The 20776-nt window shown below is 56.4% G+C and carries 23 protein-coding genes; 14 read left to right on the plus strand and 9 right to left on the minus strand.

The window, feature by feature from the left end:
- Positions 1-21 precede the first annotated feature (21 nt).
- Positions 22-474, plus strand: a complete 453-nt coding sequence (locus AAIE04_RS19105; protein WP_498577532.1) for a GNAT family N-acetyltransferase — start codon at positions 22-24, stop codon at positions 472-474.
- Positions 475-587: 113 nt separating this feature from the next.
- Positions 588-1016, plus strand: coding sequence for a TOBE domain-containing protein (locus AAIE04_RS19110; protein WP_074055492.1), 429 nt, complete (start codon positions 588-590; stop codon positions 1014-1016).
- Positions 1017-1041: 25 nt separating this feature from the next.
- On the opposite strand, the gene AAIE04_RS19115 is transcribed toward AAIE04_RS19110, so the two are convergent.
- Positions 1042-1659: a LysE family translocator gene (locus AAIE04_RS19115; protein WP_025159569.1), complete on the minus strand. Its 618-nt coding sequence runs from the start codon at positions 1657-1659 to the stop codon at positions 1042-1044.
- A 193-nt stretch (positions 1660-1852) separates the two neighbouring features.
- Here AAIE04_RS19115 and AAIE04_RS19120 point away from each other — a divergent pair, with 193 nt between their 5' ends.
- Complete coding sequence (locus tag AAIE04_RS19120; protein ID WP_019452433.1) at positions 1853-2314, plus strand: Lrp/AsnC family transcriptional regulator; 462 nt, start codon at positions 1853-1855, stop codon at positions 2312-2314.
- 36 nt (positions 2315-2350) lie between these two features.
- Here AAIE04_RS19120 and AAIE04_RS19125 read toward each other — a convergent pair whose 3' ends face one another.
- Both AAIE04_RS19125 and AAIE04_RS19130 read right to left on the minus strand, forming a co-directional pair.
- Positions 2351-3559, minus strand: a complete 1209-nt coding sequence (locus AAIE04_RS19125; RefSeq protein ID WP_498577533.1) for an NAD(P)/FAD-dependent oxidoreductase — start codon at positions 3557-3559, stop codon at positions 2351-2353.
- A gap of 160 nt (positions 3560-3719) precedes the next feature.
- The gene (locus tag AAIE04_RS19130) at positions 3720-4259 is read right to left on the minus strand and encodes an RrF2 family transcriptional regulator (RefSeq protein ID WP_019452431.1); all 540 of its coding nucleotides are present in this window, start codon (positions 4257-4259) and stop codon (positions 3720-3722) included.
- A gap of 85 nt (positions 4260-4344) precedes the next feature.
- Here AAIE04_RS19130 and AAIE04_RS19135 point away from each other — a divergent pair, with 85 nt between their 5' ends.
- The 5 genes from AAIE04_RS19135 to AAIE04_RS19155 all read left to right on the plus strand — a co-directional run bounded on the left by AAIE04_RS19135 (position 4345) and on the right by AAIE04_RS19155 (position 7432).
- Positions 4345-4569: a hypothetical protein gene (locus AAIE04_RS19135; protein WP_074055495.1), complete on the plus strand. Its 225-nt coding sequence runs from the start codon at positions 4345-4347 to the stop codon at positions 4567-4569.
- 29 nt (positions 4570-4598) lie between these two features.
- A complete protein-coding gene (gene bepA, locus AAIE04_RS19140) occupies positions 4599-6068 on the plus strand; it encodes a beta-barrel assembly-enhancing protease (RefSeq protein ID WP_063919860.1) in 1470 nt (489 codons plus the stop codon).
- A gap of 20 nt (positions 6069-6088) precedes the next feature.
- Complete coding sequence (gene arsC / locus AAIE04_RS19145) at positions 6089-6442, plus strand: arsenate reductase (glutaredoxin) (protein WP_019452429.1); 354 nt, start codon at positions 6089-6091, stop codon at positions 6440-6442.
- A 200-nt stretch (positions 6443-6642) separates the two neighbouring features.
- Positions 6643-6873 (plus strand): hypothetical protein, encoded by a 231-nt coding sequence (locus AAIE04_RS19150; protein ID WP_498577534.1) that lies wholly within the window; start codon positions 6643-6645, stop codon positions 6871-6873.
- Between the two features lie 13 nt (positions 6874-6886).
- Positions 6887-7432 carry a helix-turn-helix transcriptional regulator gene (locus AAIE04_RS19155; protein ID WP_063919862.1) on the plus strand — a complete coding sequence of 182 codons (546 nt, stop codon included), beginning with the start codon at positions 6887-6889 and terminating at the stop codon, positions 7430-7432.
- Between the two features lie 7 nt (positions 7433-7439).
- On the opposite strand, the gene hda is transcribed toward AAIE04_RS19155, so the two are convergent.
- On the minus strand, positions 7440-8141 hold the full coding sequence (gene hda, locus AAIE04_RS19160) for a DnaA inactivator Hda (protein ID WP_025159568.1): 702 nt from the start codon (positions 8139-8141) through the stop codon (positions 7440-7442).
- A 272-nt stretch (positions 8142-8413) separates the two neighbouring features.
- On the opposite strand from hda, the gene AAIE04_RS19165 reads away from it, so the two are divergent.
- Both AAIE04_RS19165 and AAIE04_RS19170 read left to right on the plus strand, forming a co-directional pair.
- A complete protein-coding gene (locus tag AAIE04_RS19165; protein WP_154747545.1) occupies positions 8414-8929 on the plus strand; it encodes an E3 ubiquitin--protein ligase in 516 nt (171 codons plus the stop codon).
- A 32-nt stretch (positions 8930-8961) separates the two neighbouring features.
- Complete coding sequence (locus AAIE04_RS19170) at positions 8962-9210, plus strand: GlsB/YeaQ/YmgE family stress response membrane protein (protein WP_498577535.1); 249 nt, start codon at positions 8962-8964, stop codon at positions 9208-9210.
- A gap of 45 nt (positions 9211-9255) precedes the next feature.
- Here AAIE04_RS19170 and uraA read toward each other — a convergent pair whose 3' ends face one another.
- Together uraA and upp are read right to left on the minus strand one after the other, a co-directional pair.
- The gene (uraA, locus tag AAIE04_RS19175; protein WP_004941645.1) at positions 9256-10545 is read right to left on the minus strand and encodes a uracil permease; all 1290 of its coding nucleotides are present in this window, start codon (positions 10543-10545) and stop codon (positions 9256-9258) included.
- 207 nt (positions 10546-10752) lie between these two features.
- Positions 10753-11379, minus strand: coding sequence for a uracil phosphoribosyltransferase (gene upp, locus AAIE04_RS19180; RefSeq protein WP_004941642.1), 627 nt, complete (start codon positions 11377-11379; stop codon positions 10753-10755).
- Positions 11380-11634: 255 nt separating this feature from the next.
- On the opposite strand from upp, the gene purM reads away from it, so the two are divergent.
- The 4 genes from purM to AAIE04_RS19200 all read left to right on the plus strand — a co-directional run bounded on the left by purM (position 11635) and on the right by AAIE04_RS19200 (position 14390).
- Positions 11635-12672, plus strand: a complete 1038-nt coding sequence (gene purM, locus AAIE04_RS19185; RefSeq protein WP_432524488.1) for a phosphoribosylformylglycinamidine cyclo-ligase — start codon at positions 11635-11637, stop codon at positions 12670-12672.
- The gene (gene purN / locus AAIE04_RS19190; protein ID WP_015378720.1) at positions 12672-13310 is read left to right on the plus strand and encodes a phosphoribosylglycinamide formyltransferase; all 639 of its coding nucleotides are present in this window, start codon (positions 12672-12674) and stop codon (positions 13308-13310) included. Before purM ends, purN begins: the two co-directional genes overlap by 1 nt.
- A 113-nt stretch (positions 13311-13423) precedes the next feature.
- Positions 13424-13975, plus strand: a complete 552-nt coding sequence (speG, locus tag AAIE04_RS19195; RefSeq protein WP_004941631.1) for a spermidine N1-acetyltransferase — start codon at positions 13424-13426, stop codon at positions 13973-13975.
- Between the two features lie 199 nt (positions 13976-14174).
- The gene (locus tag AAIE04_RS19200) at positions 14175-14390 is read left to right on the plus strand and encodes a hypothetical protein (RefSeq protein ID WP_498577536.1); all 216 of its coding nucleotides are present in this window, start codon (positions 14175-14177) and stop codon (positions 14388-14390) included.
- A gap of 208 nt (positions 14391-14598) precedes the next feature.
- On the opposite strand, the gene AAIE04_RS19205 is transcribed toward AAIE04_RS19200, so the two are convergent.
- The 3 genes from AAIE04_RS19205 to AAIE04_RS19215 form a co-directional block, all read right to left on the minus strand.
- Positions 14599-14964 (minus strand): DUF596 domain-containing protein, encoded by a 366-nt coding sequence (locus tag AAIE04_RS19205; RefSeq protein ID WP_049242884.1) that lies wholly within the window; start codon positions 14962-14964, stop codon positions 14599-14601.
- A 302-nt stretch (positions 14965-15266) separates the two neighbouring features.
- Entirely contained in the window at positions 15267-15533 is a 267-nt protein-coding gene (locus AAIE04_RS19210; protein WP_239504281.1) for a hypothetical protein, read from the minus strand.
- Positions 15530-20776 carry a DUF637 domain-containing protein gene (locus AAIE04_RS19215; RefSeq protein ID WP_498577537.1) on the minus strand — a complete coding sequence of 1749 codons (5247 nt, stop codon included), beginning with the start codon at positions 20774-20776 and terminating at the stop codon, positions 15530-15532. The genes AAIE04_RS19210 and AAIE04_RS19215 overlap by 4 nt, the downstream gene beginning before the upstream one ends.

Here is a 20776-nt window from a genome sequence, read left to right on the forward strand (position 1 = left end):
AACAAACAGAGAAGGAATACCATGGCAATACCTTCCCCACTGGTCTGGCAGCGTGCAGACTATCTCGTCAGTACCGATCCCGCCCTGCTGGATCTCGACGCCATTCATGCATTTCTGACCCGTTCGACATGGGCGGAGGGCATTGATAAAGAGACCGTTCGCCAGTCCCTCTCCCACAGCCTGTGCTTCGGCTTGTATCACGGCACCAGGCAGATCGGCTTCGCCCGGCTGGTCACTGATTACGCCACCTTCGGCTATCTGTGCGACGTGTACGTGCTGGAGACGCATCAAAAAAGCGGGCTGGGCCTGTGGCTGACGGAATGCTGCCAGGCCCATCCGCTGATGGCGACGCTGCGACGAGTCATGCTGGTCACCAGCACCGCTCCCTGGCTCTACGAAAAAGTGGGCTACACCGCCATCAACAGCCCCGATTTTGTCTGGCAAATCGCTCAGCCAGACATCTATCGACGCTAAATTTTCAGTCAAGTCGCCCCGCTCCCCCACTTTCCCCGTGCCATTGAAAGCGCGGCGGTCAGGGGGCATGCCGGGCGACAAATTTTACCTTTCGCCCCTTTCAAGGAGAATCTATGCCCGTTTCAGCCCGTAACCAATTAGCCGGTACCGTGTCTTCCGTCGCCAAAGGCGCCGTCAACGACGAAGTGGAGATCACCCTGCCGGGCGGTGAGAAACTGGTGGCCATCGTGACGGTGCAAAGCCAACAGTCGCTGGGATTAACCGTCGGCAAAGAGGCCGTCGCACTGATTAAAGCGCCCTGGGTGATCCTGGCGACGGAGGATTGCGGCTTGCGTTTTTCCGCTCGCAACCAGTTTGCCGGGGAAGTCATTGCGGTTGAGCACGGCGCGGTCAACAGCACCGTCCACCTCAAAACGGACGCCGGCTTTGTGCTGACGTCGGTGATCACCAATGAAAGCCTGCAGGAAATGGCGCTGAAGAACGGCTCGCGCGCCATCGCGCTGATCAAGGCCTCATCGGTGCTGCTCGCCGTCAGAGACTGATAGCGCAAGCGGGCTGTTCAAACCGCTATTTCAGCGCCTGCTCGGCCAGCAGCCCGAGGGCGATGAGGATCATCGCCGCGCCGGAAATGCGCCCCACCACCTTCGCAGCCTGCGGGCGCGTGCGCAGCACCGACTGTGAACCGAACCCCACCAACAGATACACCAGGCCGCAGCTGATCAAATGCACGGCGCCCAACGCCAGCATCTGCATCGGCACCGACCATGCGGCCCGGGCGTCGGTAAACTGCGGCAGCAGCGCCAAAAACAGCAGAAACACCTTGGGGTTCAGACCGCTGACGCACACGCCCTTGCCGGCCCAGCGCAGCCAGGAGTCGGAACGCTGATCCTCGCCGGCGCCCGGCACCGGCGGGTGCAGCAACATGTTGAAGCCGATCCACAGCAGGTAAGCCGCCCCCAGCAAGGTGAGCGCCGTCAGCGCCAGCGGGTTGCCGACCAGTAGCGCACCAACGCCCGCCACCACGATCGCAATCATCAGCAGGTGGCCGAACAGCAAGCCGGCGACGGCAGGTACCACCACCCGGCCGCGAATGCCCGCCGAGATCACATAAGCCCAATCCATACCCGGCGTGATCACCAACAGAATCGACACCGCCCAAAACGCGGCGAACAACGCGAGCGTCATGCCGGCACCCTCTCAAACGCGCCGCGCCACACCGAACAAAGAACCATTGCGCTTTCCTCGTGGAAGAAGAGCGGCCTCCGCCTGCCGCGGCGGCCGTCAAACCGTTCAACAGATGGCAAGAATATCCTCAAGGCGTTAAAATGTGCTTTCAATTACTTGCCTGAAATCGGTGCGAACGGGGAAATTTTTCCAAATGGATAAGATTGATCGCAAAATTCTTGCTGAACTGCAGGTTGACGGCCGTTTGTCGGTGACCGAGCTGGCCGAGCGGATCGGGTTGAGCGTCTCCCCCTGCCACCGCCGGGTGCGTGCATTAGAGGAGTCCGGGGTGATCAGGGGTTACCGCGCCCAGCTCGATCCCGGCAGCCTGGGCTATAACTTTTCTGCTCTGGTGTTCGTCACCATGCGCGAAGGCGATCGCCGCGCCGTCGAAACCTTCGAAAATGCCATGGTGGACATTCCCCAGGTGGTACAGGCACAGCGGCTGTTCGGCGATCCGGACTATCTGCTGCACGTCATCGCCCGCGATCTCCCCGCGTTTCAGCAGCTTTACGACGAGAAGCTCTCCGCCCTGCCTGGCGTGCAGCGCCTGAGCTCGACGCTGGTGATGAAAACCGTGGTGCCGGAGCGTTCATTCCTGCCGCTGGGCAAATGACGACGGGAGCGCTGCCGCTCCCGTTTTTACTTCCCTTTAAGGCACAATCACGAAATCCGGATTGGCGACGGCAAACAATGCCTCGCGATCCGCCGCCGGTGGGTAAATCCACTGCGTGTTGATCTCCTGCTTAATCTTTTTGCCTTCCTGGCGGGTAAAGCGCACCTGGCGCTGCCAGCCTTCGGTATAGAGCGCGCCCCAGGGCCCCAGATCCAGGCAGGTCACATACTTCTGCTGGCTGTACGGATGCACCGGCAACCCCGCCAGCTCCGCCGCCGCATTGTGGCCGGCGACGCGGCCAAGGCTCAGCGCATGCTGGCAGGTCATCAGGTTGTGATTGCCAAGATCGTCGGTCGCCGCTTTCACCGTATCACCGGTCACGAAAATACCCGCCGCCGCCGGCGCGCGCAGGAAGGCGTCGCCGATCACCCGGCCGCTGCCGTCGCGCTCGCCGGGGATCTGCTCGGTCAGCGGATGCGCCCGCACGCCCGCCGCCAGGATCACCGTGTTGGCGGCGATGCGTTCACCGTTCGACAGCGTGGCTCCCTCGGCGTCGATAGCCGAGACGCGCAGGCCGGCCCGCATTTCCACGCCGCACTCGGTCAGCGCCTGCCGTATCACCGCCCCCGGCTCTTCGCCCATTCCGGCGCCCACTTCCGGTGCGGTATCGACGATCACCACGCGCACCTTCTCATCTTTGCCCAGCGCATCGCGCAACCTTTGCGGCATCTCCGCCGCGCTCTCCAGGCCGGTCAGCCCCGCGCCCACCACCACGGCGGTGTTGCGCGCCGGCGTCGAAGGTTTGGCCGCCAGCGCTTTGATATGGGCGTCCAAGCGCTGCGCGCTTGCCAGCGTATCGACGTTGAACCCGTATTCGGCAAAGCCCGGCACCGCAGGAACGGCAAGCCGGCTGCCGGTGGCCCACACCAGGCGGTCGTAGGCCAATTCAAGGCGTTCTCCCGCCACCGGCGCCACCGTGAGCGTTTTGGCGGCGGCATCGATGCTTTCGACCGTGCCGGCCAGATGCCGCACGCCAACGGCGGCGAGCTGAGCGGAAATGTCCGGGTTCATGTTTTCCAACACCGCTTCATACAGGCGCGGGCGGATGGTGACCGTTGGCGTCGGCGAGACCATGAGCACCTCGATATCATCATGCTTACCGGCGAGGGTAATGGCGCGCATGGCGGACACGGCGGCCCAAAAACCGGCAAAACCGGAACCGGCAATCACTATTTTCTGCGTCATGGGATGACTCCTTCATACAGGGTTAACCGGGCGATAAGGCTTGCCCGCAGTTTTTTCGGATGAACGATGCCGTTCCGCTCCCGTAACAGGGTGCAGAAGGCCCGCCCGCCCCTTCCGAGGAGGCGGGAATAAGTGTGTTTGCTTTAAGGAAAGGCGGAGCTTAGGTCTTGGCGCGCGCCGTTTTGCCGCTGCGTGCGGTGCGCTCCGTCATGCGCTCGTCGAGCCAGACGTTGACCTCACCGAAGAAGCCCTGCGGCGCCTTGCGGCCAAAGCGGGCAGCGACGTCGCCGAGAGTCTGCGCCGCCAGCGCATCGCGCATCGCCTTCTCCGCCTGCAGCATCACCGCATGGATAGCGCATTTGCCGGAGACAGCCCAATCCGGCGGGGAATCATCGAACACCGCGCAGCGCCCGCGCACCTCCTGGCAATCGAACAGCGGCTTGTGCCCCTCGATGGCGTCGATGATCGCCAAAAAGCTGATCTCGTCCGCCGGGCGCGCCAGCCGGTAGCCGCCGCGCACCCCTTCGCTGGCGGCGACGATCCCCGCCTTTTCCAGCTTGGGGAAAATCTTGGCCAGAAAGCTGGGGGAGATGCCTTGCAGCTCGGCGAGTTCGCGGCTGCTGAGCGCGCGCTGGTTATCGCCGACCAGCCACAGCAGGCAGTGGATGCCATATTCAACGCTGGTTGTGATGTACGCCATATGTCCGTTTCGATCGTCAGTGAATCTTCAATAACGCAGACTATATGAGTCTGCGTTTATCTTGTCAATAAAACACGGATCAACTTTGTCCGCGTTTTATTGGCAATTCGTTCGGCTGACGGCGAAGAAAACGTCCTTCGAAATGAAAAATAAAACATTTTTGCCCGATTCGCGCCCGGCTAACGTTTCCTTGTCGGCGGCGGCTGACTATGATGTGATGAGCGCCGCCGCCGCGGTTTGTGAGCCGCCGCACTTTCATGCGGATTGCGCGGTGGGAATAAAGAACTCTTGTCTGCTGCTGACGTCTTAGAAATGATTATTTAAGGGAAACGCCTGACTATGACCAACCGGTTGACCAAAACCGCGTTAGCGGTGCTGCTGCTCGGCACGCTGAACGCCACCGCCCTGGCGCCAGCACAGGCGGAAAGCCAGGACCAGTTGCCGGACATGGGCACCTCCGCCGGCGGCACCCTGAGCATCGGACAAGAGCTGGCGATGGGTGATTTCTACGTGCGCCAACTGCGCGCCAGCGCCCCGCTGATCAACGATCCGCTGCTGAGTCAGTACATCAATCAGCTTGGCAACCGGCTGGTGGCCAGCGCCTATTCGGTGCGCACGCCGTTCCATTTCTATCTGGTGCGCAACGATGAGATCAACGCCTTCGCCTTCTTCGGCGGCAACGTGGTGCTGCACTCCGCGCTGTTCCGCGTCAGCGACAACGAAAGCCAGCTGGCTTCGGTGCTGGCGCACGAAATCTCGCACGTCACCCAACGCCACCTGGCGCGCGCCATGGAAGATCAGCAGCGCAACGCCCCGCTGACCTGGGTGGGTGCGCTCGGTTCCATCCTGCTGGCGATGGCCAACCCGACCATGGGCATGGCGGCGCTGAGCGGCACCCTGGCCGGCACCCAGCAAGGCATGATCAGCTTTACCCAATCGAACGAACAGGAAGCCGACCGCATCGGCATTCAGGTGCTGCAGCGCGCCGGTTTCGATCCGGAAGCGATGCCCGACTTCCTGCAGAAGCTTTCGGATCAGTCGCGCTACGCTTCCAAGCCCCCGGAAATGTTGCTGACCCACCCGTTGCCGGACAGCCGCCTCTCCGACGCGCGCAACCGCGCCAACCAGATGCCGAAACACATCGTGCAGTCTTCGCAAGACTACCTGATGGCCAAGGTGCGCTCCCTGGGCATGTACAGCTCGGAAGGTTACGGCCTGAACGAAGAGCTGCTCGGCTCGCTCAGCAGAGGCAATGTGCGTGAACAGGCAGCCGCCAAATACGGCCGCGCCATTCTGTTCTATGAAGCGAAAAAATACGACGACGCGCGCAACATCATTCAGCCGATGCTGGCGCAGGATGCGAAAAACGTCTGGCTGATCGACCTGATGACCGATATCGATCTCGGCCAGAAACGCGCACCGCAGGCCATCGCCCGCCTGCAGGCGGCCAACGCCGCCCAGAACAACAACCCGGTGCTGCAGCTCAACCTGGCCAACGCCTATGTCGAAGGCAATCAGCCGGCGCAGGCGTCGAAGATCCTGAACCGCTACACCTTTGCCCATCCGGACGATCCGAACGGGTGGGATCTGCTGGCGCAGGCCAGCGCCGCTCAGGGGCTGCGCGATGAGGAACTGTCGGCCCGCGCGGAAAGCCTGGCGCTGACCGGCCGGCTCGATCAGGCCATCGGCCTGCTCAGCAACGCCAGCTCGCTGCAGAAACTCGGCAGCCTGAAACAGGCGCGCTACGATGCGCGCATCGACCAGCTGCGCCAACTGCAACAGCGCTTCCGCCAATACCAGCGCAGCTGATTCAACAAGGAATGAACGCCATGAAAAACGTCACGATTTACCACAACCCGCGCTGCTCCAAGAGCCGTGAAACCCTGGCGCTGCTGGAGCAGCACGGCGTCGAGCCCAAGGTGGTGCTGTACCTCGATACGCCCCCTACGGTCGATGAGCTGAAAAAGCTGTTGAAGGAACTGGGCTTCGCATCGGCGCGCGATCTGATGCGTAAAAAAGAAGACCTGTACAAGGAGTTGAAGCTGGCGGACGAAAGCCTGAGCGAAGAGCAGCTGCTGGCGGCGATGACGGCGAATCCGAAACTGATCGAGCGCCCGATTGTGGTGAAAGGCAGCAAGGCGCGCATCGGCCGCCCGCCGGAGCAGGTGCTGGAGATTTTATAATCGTCCGGCAAGTCTCTTATTGAACCGCAAAATACCAATAGCCCTGAACAGGGCTATTTTTAATTGATTGTTATATAAATATTTTTCGTCATCATCGCCCTCTCCTGCTGCTATGCTGCGCAAACGCCAAGTCTCACGGTGACACAAGCGTTGACAACCGTCAACACCCCATCTACCCTGATCGCATCACTGGACGAGCGATGAAAAAACACCCAGACAAGCACATCCAGGCGGCGTTAGCTTACGCCCTTTCTCAGGGCTGGCATTTTCGCCCAGGCAGGGGACATGCTTTTGGCCGGCTGCATTGTGCCTTTGCCGGGCACCAAGAACATATGATGAGCATCTGGAGCACGCCGAAAAACCCAGAGCTGCATGCCAAACAGCTCCGGCGTAAAGTCGATCACTGCCTGGCGCTGTCACAGAAAAAATAGCCGGAGAATCACCATGACGCTCTATCACTTCTCATTGACGTTGAGCGGGGTCAACGCCGACACCGCCGGGCTGGAGGATGCGCTGTTTGCGGCAGGATGCGATGACGCGCTAATCTGTTTCTACGGTAAAGCCGTCTATCTGGAATTTGATCGAGAAAGCGATAACTTTGCCCACGCCATTTGCAGCGCCATCAGCGATATTGAATCGGCAAATATTGGCGCCAACGTGATATCGGTGGATTCCAGCCTGGTAGGGGTAAGCGATATTGCCGAGCTTACTGAACTGTCTCGTCAGGCAATCGCCATGTTAAAAGACGGGACTCGCGGCCCCGGCGGTTTCCCTTCCCCGGTTCAACGGCTCGGCGGTACCTCACCGCTATGGCGCTGGGCTGATGTGGCGGCCTGGTTGGCACAACAGGGGAAAATCGACCCAAGGCTCGCAGACAATGCGCAGTGTCTGGAACACATCAACCTCGCTTTGCAACTGCGCGGCGATCGGCAACGCCAGCAGGTTGAACACTACTGCTCCCTGCTGGAACACGCAGAAAAACAGGCTTGATGGCTCGTTACAGCCCCAGAATCTCTTTAACGAACGGGATGGTCAGCTTGCGCTGGGCGGTGATCGAGGCGCGATCGAGCTGATCGAGGGTCATAAACAGCGTGCGCATCTCGCGATCCAGCCGTTTCAGCAGGAAGCGACCCACGTCTTCCGGCAGCTCGAAGCCGCGCAGCTTGCCGCGCAGCTGCAGCGCCAGCAGTTTCTCTTCGTCCGACAGCGGCTGCAGCTTGTAGATCTGCCCCCAGTCCAGACGCGAAGCCAGATCCGGCAAACGCAGGTTCAGTTGGCGCGGCGGGCGATCCCCGGTGATGAACAGACGGGTGCGGCCGGTTTCCAGAATGCGGTTATAGAGGTTGAAGATCGCCATCTCCCACTCTTCATCGCCGGCGATGCACTCGATGTTATCGATGCAGACCAGCGCCAGCTGCTCCATGCCGTCCAACACTTCAGGCACGAAGTAAGCGCGCTTGTCGAGCGGCACATAGCCCACCGCTTCCCCTTTCTGCGAAAGCTCGGCGCAGGCCGCATGCAGCAAATGGCTGCGCCCGCCGCCTTCACGCGACCAAAAATAGATATAGCTGCCATGTTCCTGACGGACGGCGGATTGGATCGCGGCTAATAGGGATGGGTTCTCGCCCGGATAAAAACTGGCGAAAGTTTCATCATCGGGAAGATAAAGTGGCAGTGAAAGCTGTGCCGGCGTATTCAGAGAAGCACCTCAACCAAAACTGGCAGAAAAACGCGGGCAGTTTAACACAGAAAACGGCCGCTGTTGAACCGGCAGGATCTTATGCCGCAATAGTGAGCAATGCCTTAGCGTCGTTTAATCGATTGCGGCTCCCTCACCGGCAAGAATAGTCTGATATCAAACCCTAACCCCATGCCTACGCAGGTTAAATTTGTAATTTAAGTAAAACCTGACCTAGTATAGGTAGGCAAAACGCAATCACCATCAACAAGGTTTCTGCAAGGATATAGACGATGAAAGTATGGAATAAAGTGCTGTTGGCCTCCTTTATCGGGTTGTTGGTTGCCGGCTGTGATGACTCCTCCAAGGTTGACGCCAACCTGGATAAAGCCAAAGACAGCGCCGAGCAGATGAAAGACGCCGCCCAGAAAAAAGCGGACGATCTGACGGACAAGGCGAAAGCGACGGCGGATGAAATCAAAAAAGAGGCCGCCACGCAGGCTGACCAACTGAAGGACAAAGCCTCGGCGATTAAAGATGAAGCCGCCAAGCAAGCGGACGCCATCACCAACGACGCCAAGGCCAAAGCCGCCGCGCTCAAAGATGACGCCGGCAAGCAGAGCCAGCAGTTGGTGGATCAGGCCAAGGCCATCAAAAACGACGCCATCAACGGCGCCAACGATCTGACCGAGCAAGCCAAGGCGAAAACCGAAGCCATCAAGAACAGCGCCGAAAACAAAGCGCAAGAGTTGAAACAAGAGACCGATGCGGCGGTGAACGGCAATACACAGCCGGCCACCCAGCAGTAAGCCATACTCAGCCACCAAGAGAGGAGCAGTAAATGGGGATTATTTCCTGGATTATCTTCGGCCTGATCGCCGGTATTTTGGCTAAGTGGATCATGCCCGGCAAAGACGGCGGCGGCTTTATCCTGACCGTTGTGCTGGGGATCGTCGGCGCCGTGGTCGGCGGCTATATCAGCACCTTCTTCGGCTACGGCAAGGTTGACGGCTTCAACTTCGGCAGCTTCGTGGTGGCGGTCATCGGCGCCATCGTGGTGCTGTTCGTGTACCGCAAAATTCGCAATTAAGGCGAATGCTCTATCAAAAGGGCAGCCCGTGGGCTGCCCTTTTCGTTACTTCTGCTCGGCCGGTTCGTCCGGCGCGTCGAGCACCTCTTCTTCCTTGCGGAACAGGCTGATAACCTTGAACAGCAGGCTCAGACCGATGCCGACGATGGTCGCCAGCGCCATGCCTTTCAGCTCCGCCGCGCCGATATGCACCTTGGCGCCGCTCACGCCGATGATCAGGATCACCGAGGTCAAAATCAGGTTTTGCGCTTTGTTGTAATCCACTTTGGATTCGATCAGCACGCGAATGCCCGAGGCGCCGATCACGCCGTACAGCAGCAGGGAAACGCCGCCCATCACCGGCACCGGCACCGCCTGGATCGCCGCCGCCAGCTTGCCGATGCAAGACAGCAGGATAGCCAACACCGCCGCGCCGCCGATCACCCAGGTGCTGTAAACCTTGGTGATGGCCATCACGCCGATGTTCTCGCCGTAGGTGGTGTTCGGCGTGGAGCCGAAGAAGCCGGAGAACACCGTCGAGATGCCGTTGGCGAACATCGAGCGGTGCAGGCCCGGATCGCGGATCAGATCTTTTTTCACAATGTTGGCGGTCACCACCAGGTGCCCGACGTGCTCGGCGATCACCACCAGCGCCGCCGGCAGAATGGTAAAGATGGCGAACCACTCAAAGCGCGGGGTGTAGAAGGTCGGCAGTGCGAACCAGTGCGCCTCGCGGATCGGGGTCAAATCCACCACGCCCATGAAGAACGACAGCGCATAGCCCACCAGCACGCCGATCAGGATCGGGATAATCGCCAGGAAACCGCGGAACAGCACCGAGCCGAGCACCGTGACCGCCAGCGTCACCAGAGAAATGGTGATGGTGGTCGAGTCGGCGCTGGCGCCTTCCGCCGGCAGCAGCCCCGCCATGTTGGCCGCCACGCCCGCCAACTCCAGGCCGATGACGGCAACGATCGCCCCCATCGCCGCCGGCGGGAACATCACGTCCAGCCAGCCGGTGCCGGCCTTTTTCACGATCAGTGCCACCAGGCAGAACAGCACGCCGCACATGATGAAACCGCCCAACGCCACTTCATAACCGAGCGGCAACAGCAGTAGCACCGGCGAGATAAACGCGAAGCTGGAACCGAGATAGGCCGGGATCTTGCCTTTACAGATGAACAGATACAGCAGCGTGCCGATACCGTTGAACAGCAGTACGGTCGCCGGGTTGATCTTGAACAGGATAGGCACCAGCACGGTTGCGCCGAACATGGCGAACAGGTGCTGGAAGCTGAGCGGAATGGTCTGGAGCAGCGGCGGGCGCTCGCTGACGCCGATGGCGCGACGGGTCATGTGTGCTTTTCCTCTGAGTCATTAATCGTTATGCAAGCTGAATTGTCTATGCTCAATGGATTTCAAGTTACAGCCAGGCGGCCAGGGCAATAATCCCCAGGAGCTTATATCAAATAAGTGACTGAGGTTATTGCCTGCAGCCAACAACGCTGTAGCTTGAAAGACGAAGAGCATAAAAAAGCCGACTCGTTAAGTCGGCTCAAATGTTTACTTGGTACCAAATATCTTGTCGCCCGCATCGCCCAGGCCAGGCACGATGTAGCCCTTGTCGTTCAGGCACTGATCGATGGAAGCGGTGTACAGCTCAACGTCCGGGTGCGCTTTCTCCAGCGCGGCGATGCCTTCCGGCGCCGCCACCAGCACCAGCACCTTGATGCTGTGGCAGCCGGCTTTTTTCAGCAGATCGATAGTGGCGATCATCGAACCGCCGGTGGCCAGCATCGGGTCGACGACCAGCGCCATGCGCTCTTCGATGTTGGAAACCAGCTTCTGGAAGTACGGCACCGGCTCCAGGGTTTCTTCATCGCGGTAAACGCCCACCACGCTGATGCGCGCGCTCGGCACGTGCTCCAGCACCCCTTCCATCATGCCCAGCCCTGCGCGCAGGATCGGCACTACGGTAATCTTTTTCCCTTTGATCTGATCCACTTCAACTGGCCCGCACCAGCCTTCGATGGTGACTTTTTCCGTCTCCAGATCGGCGGTCGCTTCATAGGTCAGTAAACTACCCACTTCTGAGGCCAGCTCACGGAAGCGTTTGGTGCTGATGTCATTTTCGCGCATCAGGCCAAGCTTGTGTTTTACCAGCGGGTGTTTCACCTCAACGATCTTCATCATTTTTCTCCTATTAAGGTGGTTGCGGCCAAAAAAATCGCGGGATTATACCTCCTTTTTTTCGCCGCGCCACCCACAATAGCCCGATCGGGATCAACAAAAGTTTGAATATCAGTATAGATGACGAAAAAGCAGAGCCGGTTCACAAGCCGCTCGCAAACGTTTGCCTGCGCTGTTAGAATTGCCGCGCCTTATTCCGGAATCAACATCGGAAGCACAGTTTTCAAACCGCAAATCGTCGTGGGGAATCGCGCAGTGACCGACAAAACCTCTCTCAGCTATAAAGACGCAGGTGTCGATATCGATGCAGGCAACGCATTGGTAGACCGCATCAAAGGTGTAGTTAAACAGACCCGTCGCCCGGAAGTGATGGGCGGTCTGGGCGGGTTTGGCGCCCTGTGTGCGTTGCCGCAGAAATACCGCGAGCCGGTGCTGGTTTCCGGTACCGACGGCGTGGGCACCAAGCTGCGTCTGGCGATGGATCTGAAACGCCACGACACTATCGGCATCGATCTGGTGGCGATGTGCGTCAACGATCTGGTGGTTCAGGGCGCCGAGCCGCTGTTCTTCCTCGACTACTACGCCACCGGCAAACTGGACGTAGACACTGCGGCCAGCGTGATCACCGGCATCGCCGAAGGCTGCAAACAGTCCGGCTGTGCGTTGGTGGGCGGCGAAACCGCTGAAATGCCGGGCATGTACCACGGCGAAGACTACGACGTGGCTGGTTTCTGCGTCGGCGTGGTCGAAAAATCCGAGATCATCGACGGCAGCAAAGTGCAGTCCGGCGACGCGCTGATCGCTCTGGGCGCTTCCGGCCCGCACTCCAACGGTTACTCGCTGGTGCGCAAGATCCTGGAAGTGAGCAACACCGATCCGACCGTGACTCAGCTGGAAGGCAAACCGCTGGCCGACCACCTGCTGGCGCCGACCAAGATTTACGTGAAGTCCGTGCTGGAGCTGATCGAGAAGGCGGACGTCCACGCCATCGCTCACCTCACCGGCGGCGGCTTCTGGGAAAACATTCCGCGCGTGCTGCCGGAAGGCATGCAGGCGGTGATCGACGAAGCCAGCTGGCAGTGGCCGGCGGTGTTCACCTGGCTGCAGCAGGCCGGTAACGTCAGCCGTCATGAAATGTACCGCACCTTCAACTGCGGCGTAGGCATGGTTATCGCCCTGCCGGAAGCCGAAGTGGAAGCGGCCATCGCGCTGCTGACCGCGGCAGGTGAAAAAGCGTGGAAAATCGGTAAACTGACCGCCTCTTCCGACGAACAACAAGTGGTCATCAACTGATGAAAAAGATCGTGGTGTTGGTCTCCGGCCAGGGGAGCAATCTCCAGGCGTTGATTGACGCCTGCCAGCAGGGCCGCATCGCCGCTGAGATCGTAGCGGTGTTCAGCAACAAGGCGCAGGCTTACGGCCTGCAACGCGCCGAAGCGGCGGGCATCGCCGCCCAGGCGCTGGATGCCAAGGCTTACGCCGATCGCGCGGCGTTCGACGCCGCGCTGGCGGACGCCATCGACCAGTACCAGCCCGATCTGGTGGTGCTGGCCGGCTACATGCGCATCCTCAGCCCGCAGTTCGTGCAGCGCTATGCCGGCCGCATGCTGAACATCCACCCTTCCCTGCTGCCGAAATACCCGGGGCTGCATACGCATCGTCAGGCCATCGACAACGGCGACAGCGAACACGGCACCTCGGTGCACTTCGTGACCGAACAGCTCGACGGCGGCCCGGTGATCTTGCAGGCCAAGGTGCCGATTTTCGCTGACGATGAAGAGGATGACGTGGTTGAACGGGTGCAAACCCAGGAACACACGATCTATCCACTGGTAGTGAGCTGGTTCGTCGACGGCCGCCTGGCGATGCGCGATGGCGCCGCCTGGCTGGACGGCGAACGCCTGCCTGAGCAGGGTCACGCCGCCGACTGATGCGCGCAGCCTGAACCTTGCCTAAACGGCGCCCGTGCGGCGCCGTTTTTTTTCGCCTTCCCCCTTCCCGGGACGTTATACTTTGCACAATTTCACGGCACAGAGGAGCCCACATGTCCAGCACTGCCAGCGTCAGGTTACGCCCATTGGAACGGGACGATCTGTCGTTCGTCCACCAGATGGACAACAACGCCAGCGTTATGCGCTATTGGTTTGAAGAACCCTACGAAGCCTTTGTCGAGCTTTCCGATCTCTACGACAAACACATCCACGATCAGAGCGAGCGTCGCTTTATCATCGAGCACGAAGGCGCCAAGGTCGGCCTGGTGGAGCTGGTGGAGATCGATCACATCCACCGCCGCGCTGAGTTCCAGATCATCATCGATCCCGCCCACCAAGGCAAAGGCTACGCCAGCACCGCCGCCCGTCTGGCGATGGACTACGGCTTCTCGGTGCTGAACCTGTACAAGCTGTACCTGATCGTCGACAAGGAGAACCCGAAGGCGATCCACATCTACAGCAAGCTGGGCTTCAACGTGGAAGGCGAGCTGATCGACGAGTTCTTCGTCAACGGCGAATACCGCACCGTGCTGCGCATGTGCATCTTCCAGCCGCAATATCTGGCGAAGTTCAAAACGCCCAATGATAAGCCGCTGGTGAAGTGACGCTTAGCAAGAAAAAGAGAAAACCCGCGAAAGCGGGTTTTTTATTGGGAAATAAGTGGCTAGTATTAAGGGATGCTCTTTATCGTCAGGAAATAGCCTGATGAATAAAAAATGAATAATATCCCCCAAGATAATTAATCGAAAAATAATTAATAGTGATAGTAAGAGTAACCCTCTGCCTCTACAAAGGAAAAATGCCATGACGACCGTCTCAAACCTGCTGCTTTTCATCGGTCTGGCGATGCTCGCCATCGCCGCCGGTCTGAATACCTATAGCGGCTACGCCTCCGCAGACCCCAATAGCACCCCGCTGTTCTCCCCGCTCTGGTGGACGCGCTGGTTCCCGCTCTATGCCTCAGGCGCTGCGTTGCTGCTGGTGGGGGTGGTGCTGCGGGTTTCGGGGCGGGGACGATAAAAACCCAATTTCATCGTAGATATTGCAGAACAAGTTATGCGGGAGACATATTATCAAAAAGAGCACTTTGTAACGCATATGCACTCTAACAGAATTACTTATAACAACTGAGATGGAATAGATACAAATTTAAAAAAACTAAAAACCCGCAACAGCGGGCTTTTAGTAGTCAAACAATAATATTACGCACTATTTATAACAGCAGCATCTAAGTCCAATCTTGATAGCCGTTTTCGTGAATCCAGACAAGGCCTGCGGGGCATGCATCAGATAAAAACCAATATCCATTAAAAGCGCCATATTCCATCTCTTCAGGAGTATTAGGAAAACTGGCTCTAAATTTATCGACCTGCTCTTTCACTGTTCCCTTCAAGAACTCGCCCCCGTTACCAAGTTTTACTATCCCCTCATTCATCAAATGCTCGATAAACCAGAGGAATAACTCTTTTTCCTCATAAAAAGAAAGACAGATCTTACCTGATAGACTATCCGGATGAATATTTTCCCAAATAGTCACCATCGATGCTCCCACAAGAGCTTCCTTCCTATTTTCATATTGCTCTATTGTAAGCATATAGATCACCTATCTAAACTTGATTTCAAACTTGTTATCCGAGAGATGCGATACTTTGTTTATATCTTTATTCCCAATAACATCAATAGAACACCGATACACACACCCTGATGTATCTATAGAGTAATTTATCATTTTTATTATTTTAGGTATCTGTATATGAAAGCTCCACACTCCCTCTAACCGAGTAAAACGACTCCGAAGAGCCGTTTCCATGCGTGGGTCAGCAGCCTCCATAAACGTTATCATGTGCCTATTTATGATGCATAGCACGTTGCTGAAATAGGGATGAAGACCATATCCTAACTTATTGCCTTGATAATATTCTGTACGATAGGTGTGACAGCCTCTGTCAATTTTTCATTGTCAATAGTGAAGACCAAAAGTTCAATATCGCTTTCCGCATCAAGTAGCTCCTGTCGTAACCATTTTTCCTCTACCGCTACAATACTGTTACCTGCGTTATCTATTTCTGATTGAACTTCAGCTACAGATAGTTTTCCATCTAAAAAGGCCATACAGGAAAACCTAAGTTTTTTAATTACATCGGGATAAATCCACTCACTCATTTTTCGCTCCTACGAAGGATTGTGATTATTATGTTACCATTATTCTCAGTAACCACACCAATGTCACCAGCCCGATAAATTGTCCTTTGAATACCATTAGATATGCTTGATTCAGTAACACCTGTTTTAATTACATGCTCAACTATATTGGGTGAAATGGTTTTTCCAGGTCCAATGGTTCCTGCTGGGGAACCTAAGCTTGTTGGTTGCATTCTGTCAACGGCATGTTGAGAGTAAAGACGATCACCTATACGTGCGTATTGACGTCCATCAACTGTTTTTTTCGGATAATTTTGCCAAGAGTCCCACGGAAGTTTCGTCTCACTTTTTGGCATGCGATCTAGAGCAATTAATGTGTTTTTCTCGGCAGCTTTAGAAGTAGCTTTAAGCGTGTTACTAGTTATTTTTACACCCAGCTTACCTGCGCCGGCGGCCCCAGCAAACAGCCCTAGCCCAGCCATCGTCAGTTTACCAAATTCCAGACCTGCACCAAAAGCGCCATCCACGCCTGCATGTTCATACTTCGTCTTGAATGTCTCGACCCGCCCCAGGTATTCCTGTTTCACACTTTCGCCAATAATCGAGAAGCGTTCATCGTTCTTTATCAGAGCTATTAATGCATCCGCGGCCTCGCGTGGATTGCTGGCCACGGCGACTAAACCATCCACCGTATCGCTGATTTCAACCGGGATGCCCGAGACTACACCCGCCGCAAAGGCGCCATCCTGCGTATGACTCGTTATTCCCCAACTAGCCAACACCAACGCTTTATCCAGCGGCGATTTCGCGGCCGCCAAATCTTTCTCCATCAATTCTTGCTGTTTGTGGCTGAGATAGTTGTATCGGAACGCATTCTCACCACCGATGGCACCGCTGTAAGCACCATCAGACTTGCCGGTGAAGACTGCGCCTGCGGCAGCGCCCAGTACTCGTGCCATCTGCGCCTGCTGTTCCGATTTCTTCTGCCACTCCTCTGGCTTGATGATATTGTCGCCCAATATCACCCCGGCTAGCTCCGCCGCCAGCGCCCCGGCCGCCGCGCCTTTGGCATTACCCTTGCCGATTTCTGCGGCCACGCCCGCCAGAACGGCATGACTTACGGCCCGGCCCGGTATATCGAGAACCTGACCGTTATCCCCGATCAGATTGGCGCCCTCGGCCTGAACCTGGCTGCCGATGTTCGCCAGCAGCGCATTGGTCAGGTTGTCTTTGAAGCTGCCGCCATTGATGGCGGTATTCAGGCTGGAACTGATGACCGATTGCCCCGCTACACGCTGAGCAATCTTGCTCCACCCCTCGTCCTTTATCAGCGCTGGCAATCGCGCCTTGTCTGCCGGCACATTGGTGTCCAGCACCTGATCAAAGCCCGCCAGTGCACCACCAATTGCCATTGCCGTCGCCGTCGCCTTGACCGTCTCACTACTGCCCAATACTTTCAGGGTTTTTGACAAATTGCCCTGATTATCGACCAGTGCCACCGCCACCTGGGAAGCCAGCGACGTCATGCCGGCGTAAGCCGAGCCATACACTGCCGACGAAGCGGTCGCACCGGCCACACCGGTGGCGGTCACGGCACTTTGGCCGGCCGCTGCAGCAAGACCGGCTCCTGCGGTAACCGCCGCCGCTGCGATGGCAATCACCGCCGCGACCGCCGGATTCAGGTGCTGGCTCTTGTAGTCCCAGCTATCATAAGCGTCCTTAACCACAGACCACTGCACGTCGTTACGGGTATTGAGATCTTTGAGCCAGTCCGTACCCGGTGTATTGCCCAACGCGGCTACCGCGTTTTGCAATGTCTGGCCGTTCTTCAACTTTACGTCAGCAGTAATACCCTGAGCCGCATCAACCGTTAACTTTCCGCCTGTATAAATACTTGGCAACACCCATTTATTGTCTTCATAGCCCCGGTTGGACTGAGTAATATAAAATCCTTTAGAAGACGTAACCGTTTGTTCAAATCCGGTATTTTTTACTGCACGGAAGTTGATTTTGCCCTGTGCACTGGTCAATCGTGCATTTTGCCCAGCCGCAATTTTACTGGCCTCATAGGTGCTATCGTCTCGGCTCAATAAGTTGATATCACCGTCGGCAGAAAACTCGGTGACCTTATTGACGACGTCGTGACGGGTTTGCTTAACCTCGGTTTTTTTACCCCACCACTTGCGCTTAACCTCTTTCTTTTCGTAGTGGCTAGATTCTTCCATCGCCTGGGCATAGAGATACCCGCCTTTAGCGGCCACATCCAACGCCCTTTTAGCCGTCAATTTAGTGGCCTGGAACAAGATACTGCCGTTGGAAATAACGGTCATCAGACCGCCCGCGTTGAGCTCACTGCCTTGTTGGACCAGGCTTTCCGTATACTCGTTACCTCCCTCCCGATAGGTATAATTTTGCACCGCGTCAAAACGCATGTTGCCGCCGGCGCTCAATGTCATATCACCACCAGACAACAATGCCGAACCACTGGCCGACAGCTCCTCGTTCGACGCCAACGTCAAGTTTTTCCCTGCACGCACAAAAGTGGTTAGGTGGCGATCGTCCCTGTTGTTGTCGTTGGTAGCATCAAGATACGAATAGCCCTGCGAACCCAACCAGAGATTACGGCCAGCATAGGCTGTAACATTACCGTCCGAATAAAGATAAGCCCCCGGTGCGGCGATATCCATGCCGGCTGAAATCTGCAGGCTGCGCATGCCGTTGATACTGGCACGCAATTCGGGCGTTCGGGATGAACTAAAATAATGGCTATAGCTTGGATTAACCGTTCTTAGTCCGAGAAGAACACTTTTTCCTGCGTTCAACACCATATCCAATGTTGCTTTCAGATAGGTTCCCGGCAGATCGATATTTTCACCGGCAATAATCGTGATGTTTTCTCTCACCTCTGCCTTGCCAGGTGCGGCAAACGCCCGATTAAAATGCTGCTGGCCAGAGACACGTTCAGTACTTGTGAGTAGAGCCGACGGGGGCAATAAACGATCGTTATTGAAGATCGTGAAACTTTTTCCTGCCATGCCGGTGATGTTCCAACCAACATGCAGTTCGGTGTCATTCAGTAAGATGTTTTTTCCTGCATTCACCGTCAGGTCATTGGCCGTGATGTTGGCAAATGCCACGTTGCCATCGGGATGAAAATAGCGGGTTGTTATTGCTGAATGGCTTTTGATATCCCCTGAGCGGCTGATTAAATTAACCTGCGTCCCCTGAAGCCTGCTTTGCCAAGCGTCAATATTGTTGATAGCCGTTATCGATAGCTCTCTGCCGGCAGACAGTGCGGCCTGACCAAGGTTGACCTGATCGTCCGCCTGGATGGTCAAGTCGGTACGTGCGCCAACGCCATCTGTAATAAAAATATTATTGGCATGCATCACAATGTTATTTGCGTTGACGGCCTTCGCACGTGGAGCAATACCGACCTCTTGAGTTCGCGTGGGATCATAAGGGAGTGCAGTATCAAAGTTAATGGTGTTTTTAAAATCAGCAACCAGATTCCCCCCAGCAGAAATGACTGAATTGATGTTCCCTTCATTCCTCCAAGCTTGGGATGCTCCGTCGGCACGAATAAAACTCAAAGGAGGAAGGATCCAACCAATTTTTTTATATTCGCCATATACATCCGTATCTGGAGAGAAGCGAGTATAAGTTCTGAGCGAGCCAATAGCTTGGCTATTCAGAGTCAAATCACTTCCTGTCAAAATAATATTTTTATTAGCACGAATTTCACTTAAATGATTATAAAGCGAGGATGCGTTCACATACAGATTAGCGCCAGCGTCAATACGACCTGCGGCTGATACTCCTTGAACAAATTTTTTCTTTGTTTCATTATTTATCCAAATATCCCGAGGAGTGTATATACCCGCAACACACTCCCACCCATCACTGCATTCAATCTTGAAATAATCATTTGTAACCTTCAGGTCATTATTATAAAAATCATTCCGGTCGCGAATATTCCCCGTTTTTCGTGCGTTATATATCTCACCAAAAAGCCGCATGCCCTCTTCATCAACTTTATCAGGACGTTCCCCCATGACAAAATTATCAACAACGTTATTCAAGCGTTCAGTTCGTATAACCAAATCACCGCTATTAGTCTTGATGGTCGCTGAGCGGTTTTCAATCAGGTTAGCCTTGTTGCCCTGCGCGTCCTTCTGGATCCACAGATTGTTATTGGCATGGATTTTGGTATCGGCACCTATGTTACGCACCGTATCGCTGAACACGCGAATATCGCGGCTGGCGGTAATTTGCCAGGCGTTTGTGAGCGTTTGGCTGGCCAGCGTAGCGTCCTGATCCGCCTGTACCACGCTCCATGGCGCTACAAGCAGCTCTTTCGCGCTGACGTTAAGGTCGGTCTTACTGTGCGTAGTGCCGTTAAGGGTGATTTTACCGTTCACGTTCAGCGTGATATCTCGCTGATTGGTGATAAGGTCTTTCAGGTTAACCCCTACCCCATCCTCATTGGCCACCAGGCGGATTTTGTTGGCGTACATGCCGCCCAGTGCCTTGGTGTCCACCGCCAACACTGGTTTGGCGCCTTCGCCGGCGATCGGCTTGATGGTGCCGTCTTTAAAACTGACACGGTTGGCGCCCTGTGTCAGCGACAGATTGTTGGCGTTGATTTGCCCATTCACTTCGGTTGCGCGGCTGATAATGTCAACATAGTCGGCGCTATAACCGTCCAGCCCTTTACCGCCGATGGTGACGCCGCCTTTTTTCACCTCCAGCGCCTCCAGTGCGCCCTGCTTGTCGAACTGCGGTTTGCCGGTGGTTAACGTCACGCCCGGCGCGTTGATAAAGCCGCAGCCGTTGCAGGTGATGCCATTCGGGTTGGCGATCATCACATTGGCTTTGTTGCCGAACACCTCGAGCTTGCCCTGCAGCTCGGAACGACTGCCTCCGGTGACTTCGTTGATGATCAGCTCCGCGGCCTTGCCTTTGAGATTCCCGTTGGCATTCAACTGCCCGGCCAACTGCGACTGACCGGCGGCGGTGGCGTTGTTCAACACCGCGCCAGGCGCAGCAACATTGAAGTCCTGATAGCTATTGTGCGAAATGCCCGCACCGTTCGGCGTGGCGATATTCACCACCGGCACGTCGCCCGGCTTGATAACCACCTGCGTATTGCCGTTGGCGGCGGTAATGCCGGCGGCGAACGCCGGGTGCAACGGCTGGAAAGCCGTCAGGTAGATCAGCAAATAGCTGGCGCCCCGCGCCAACGGAGGGTTGAGCTTATCCAT

It is taken from the genome of Serratia sp. Ae19-1 (assembly GCF_059801225.1).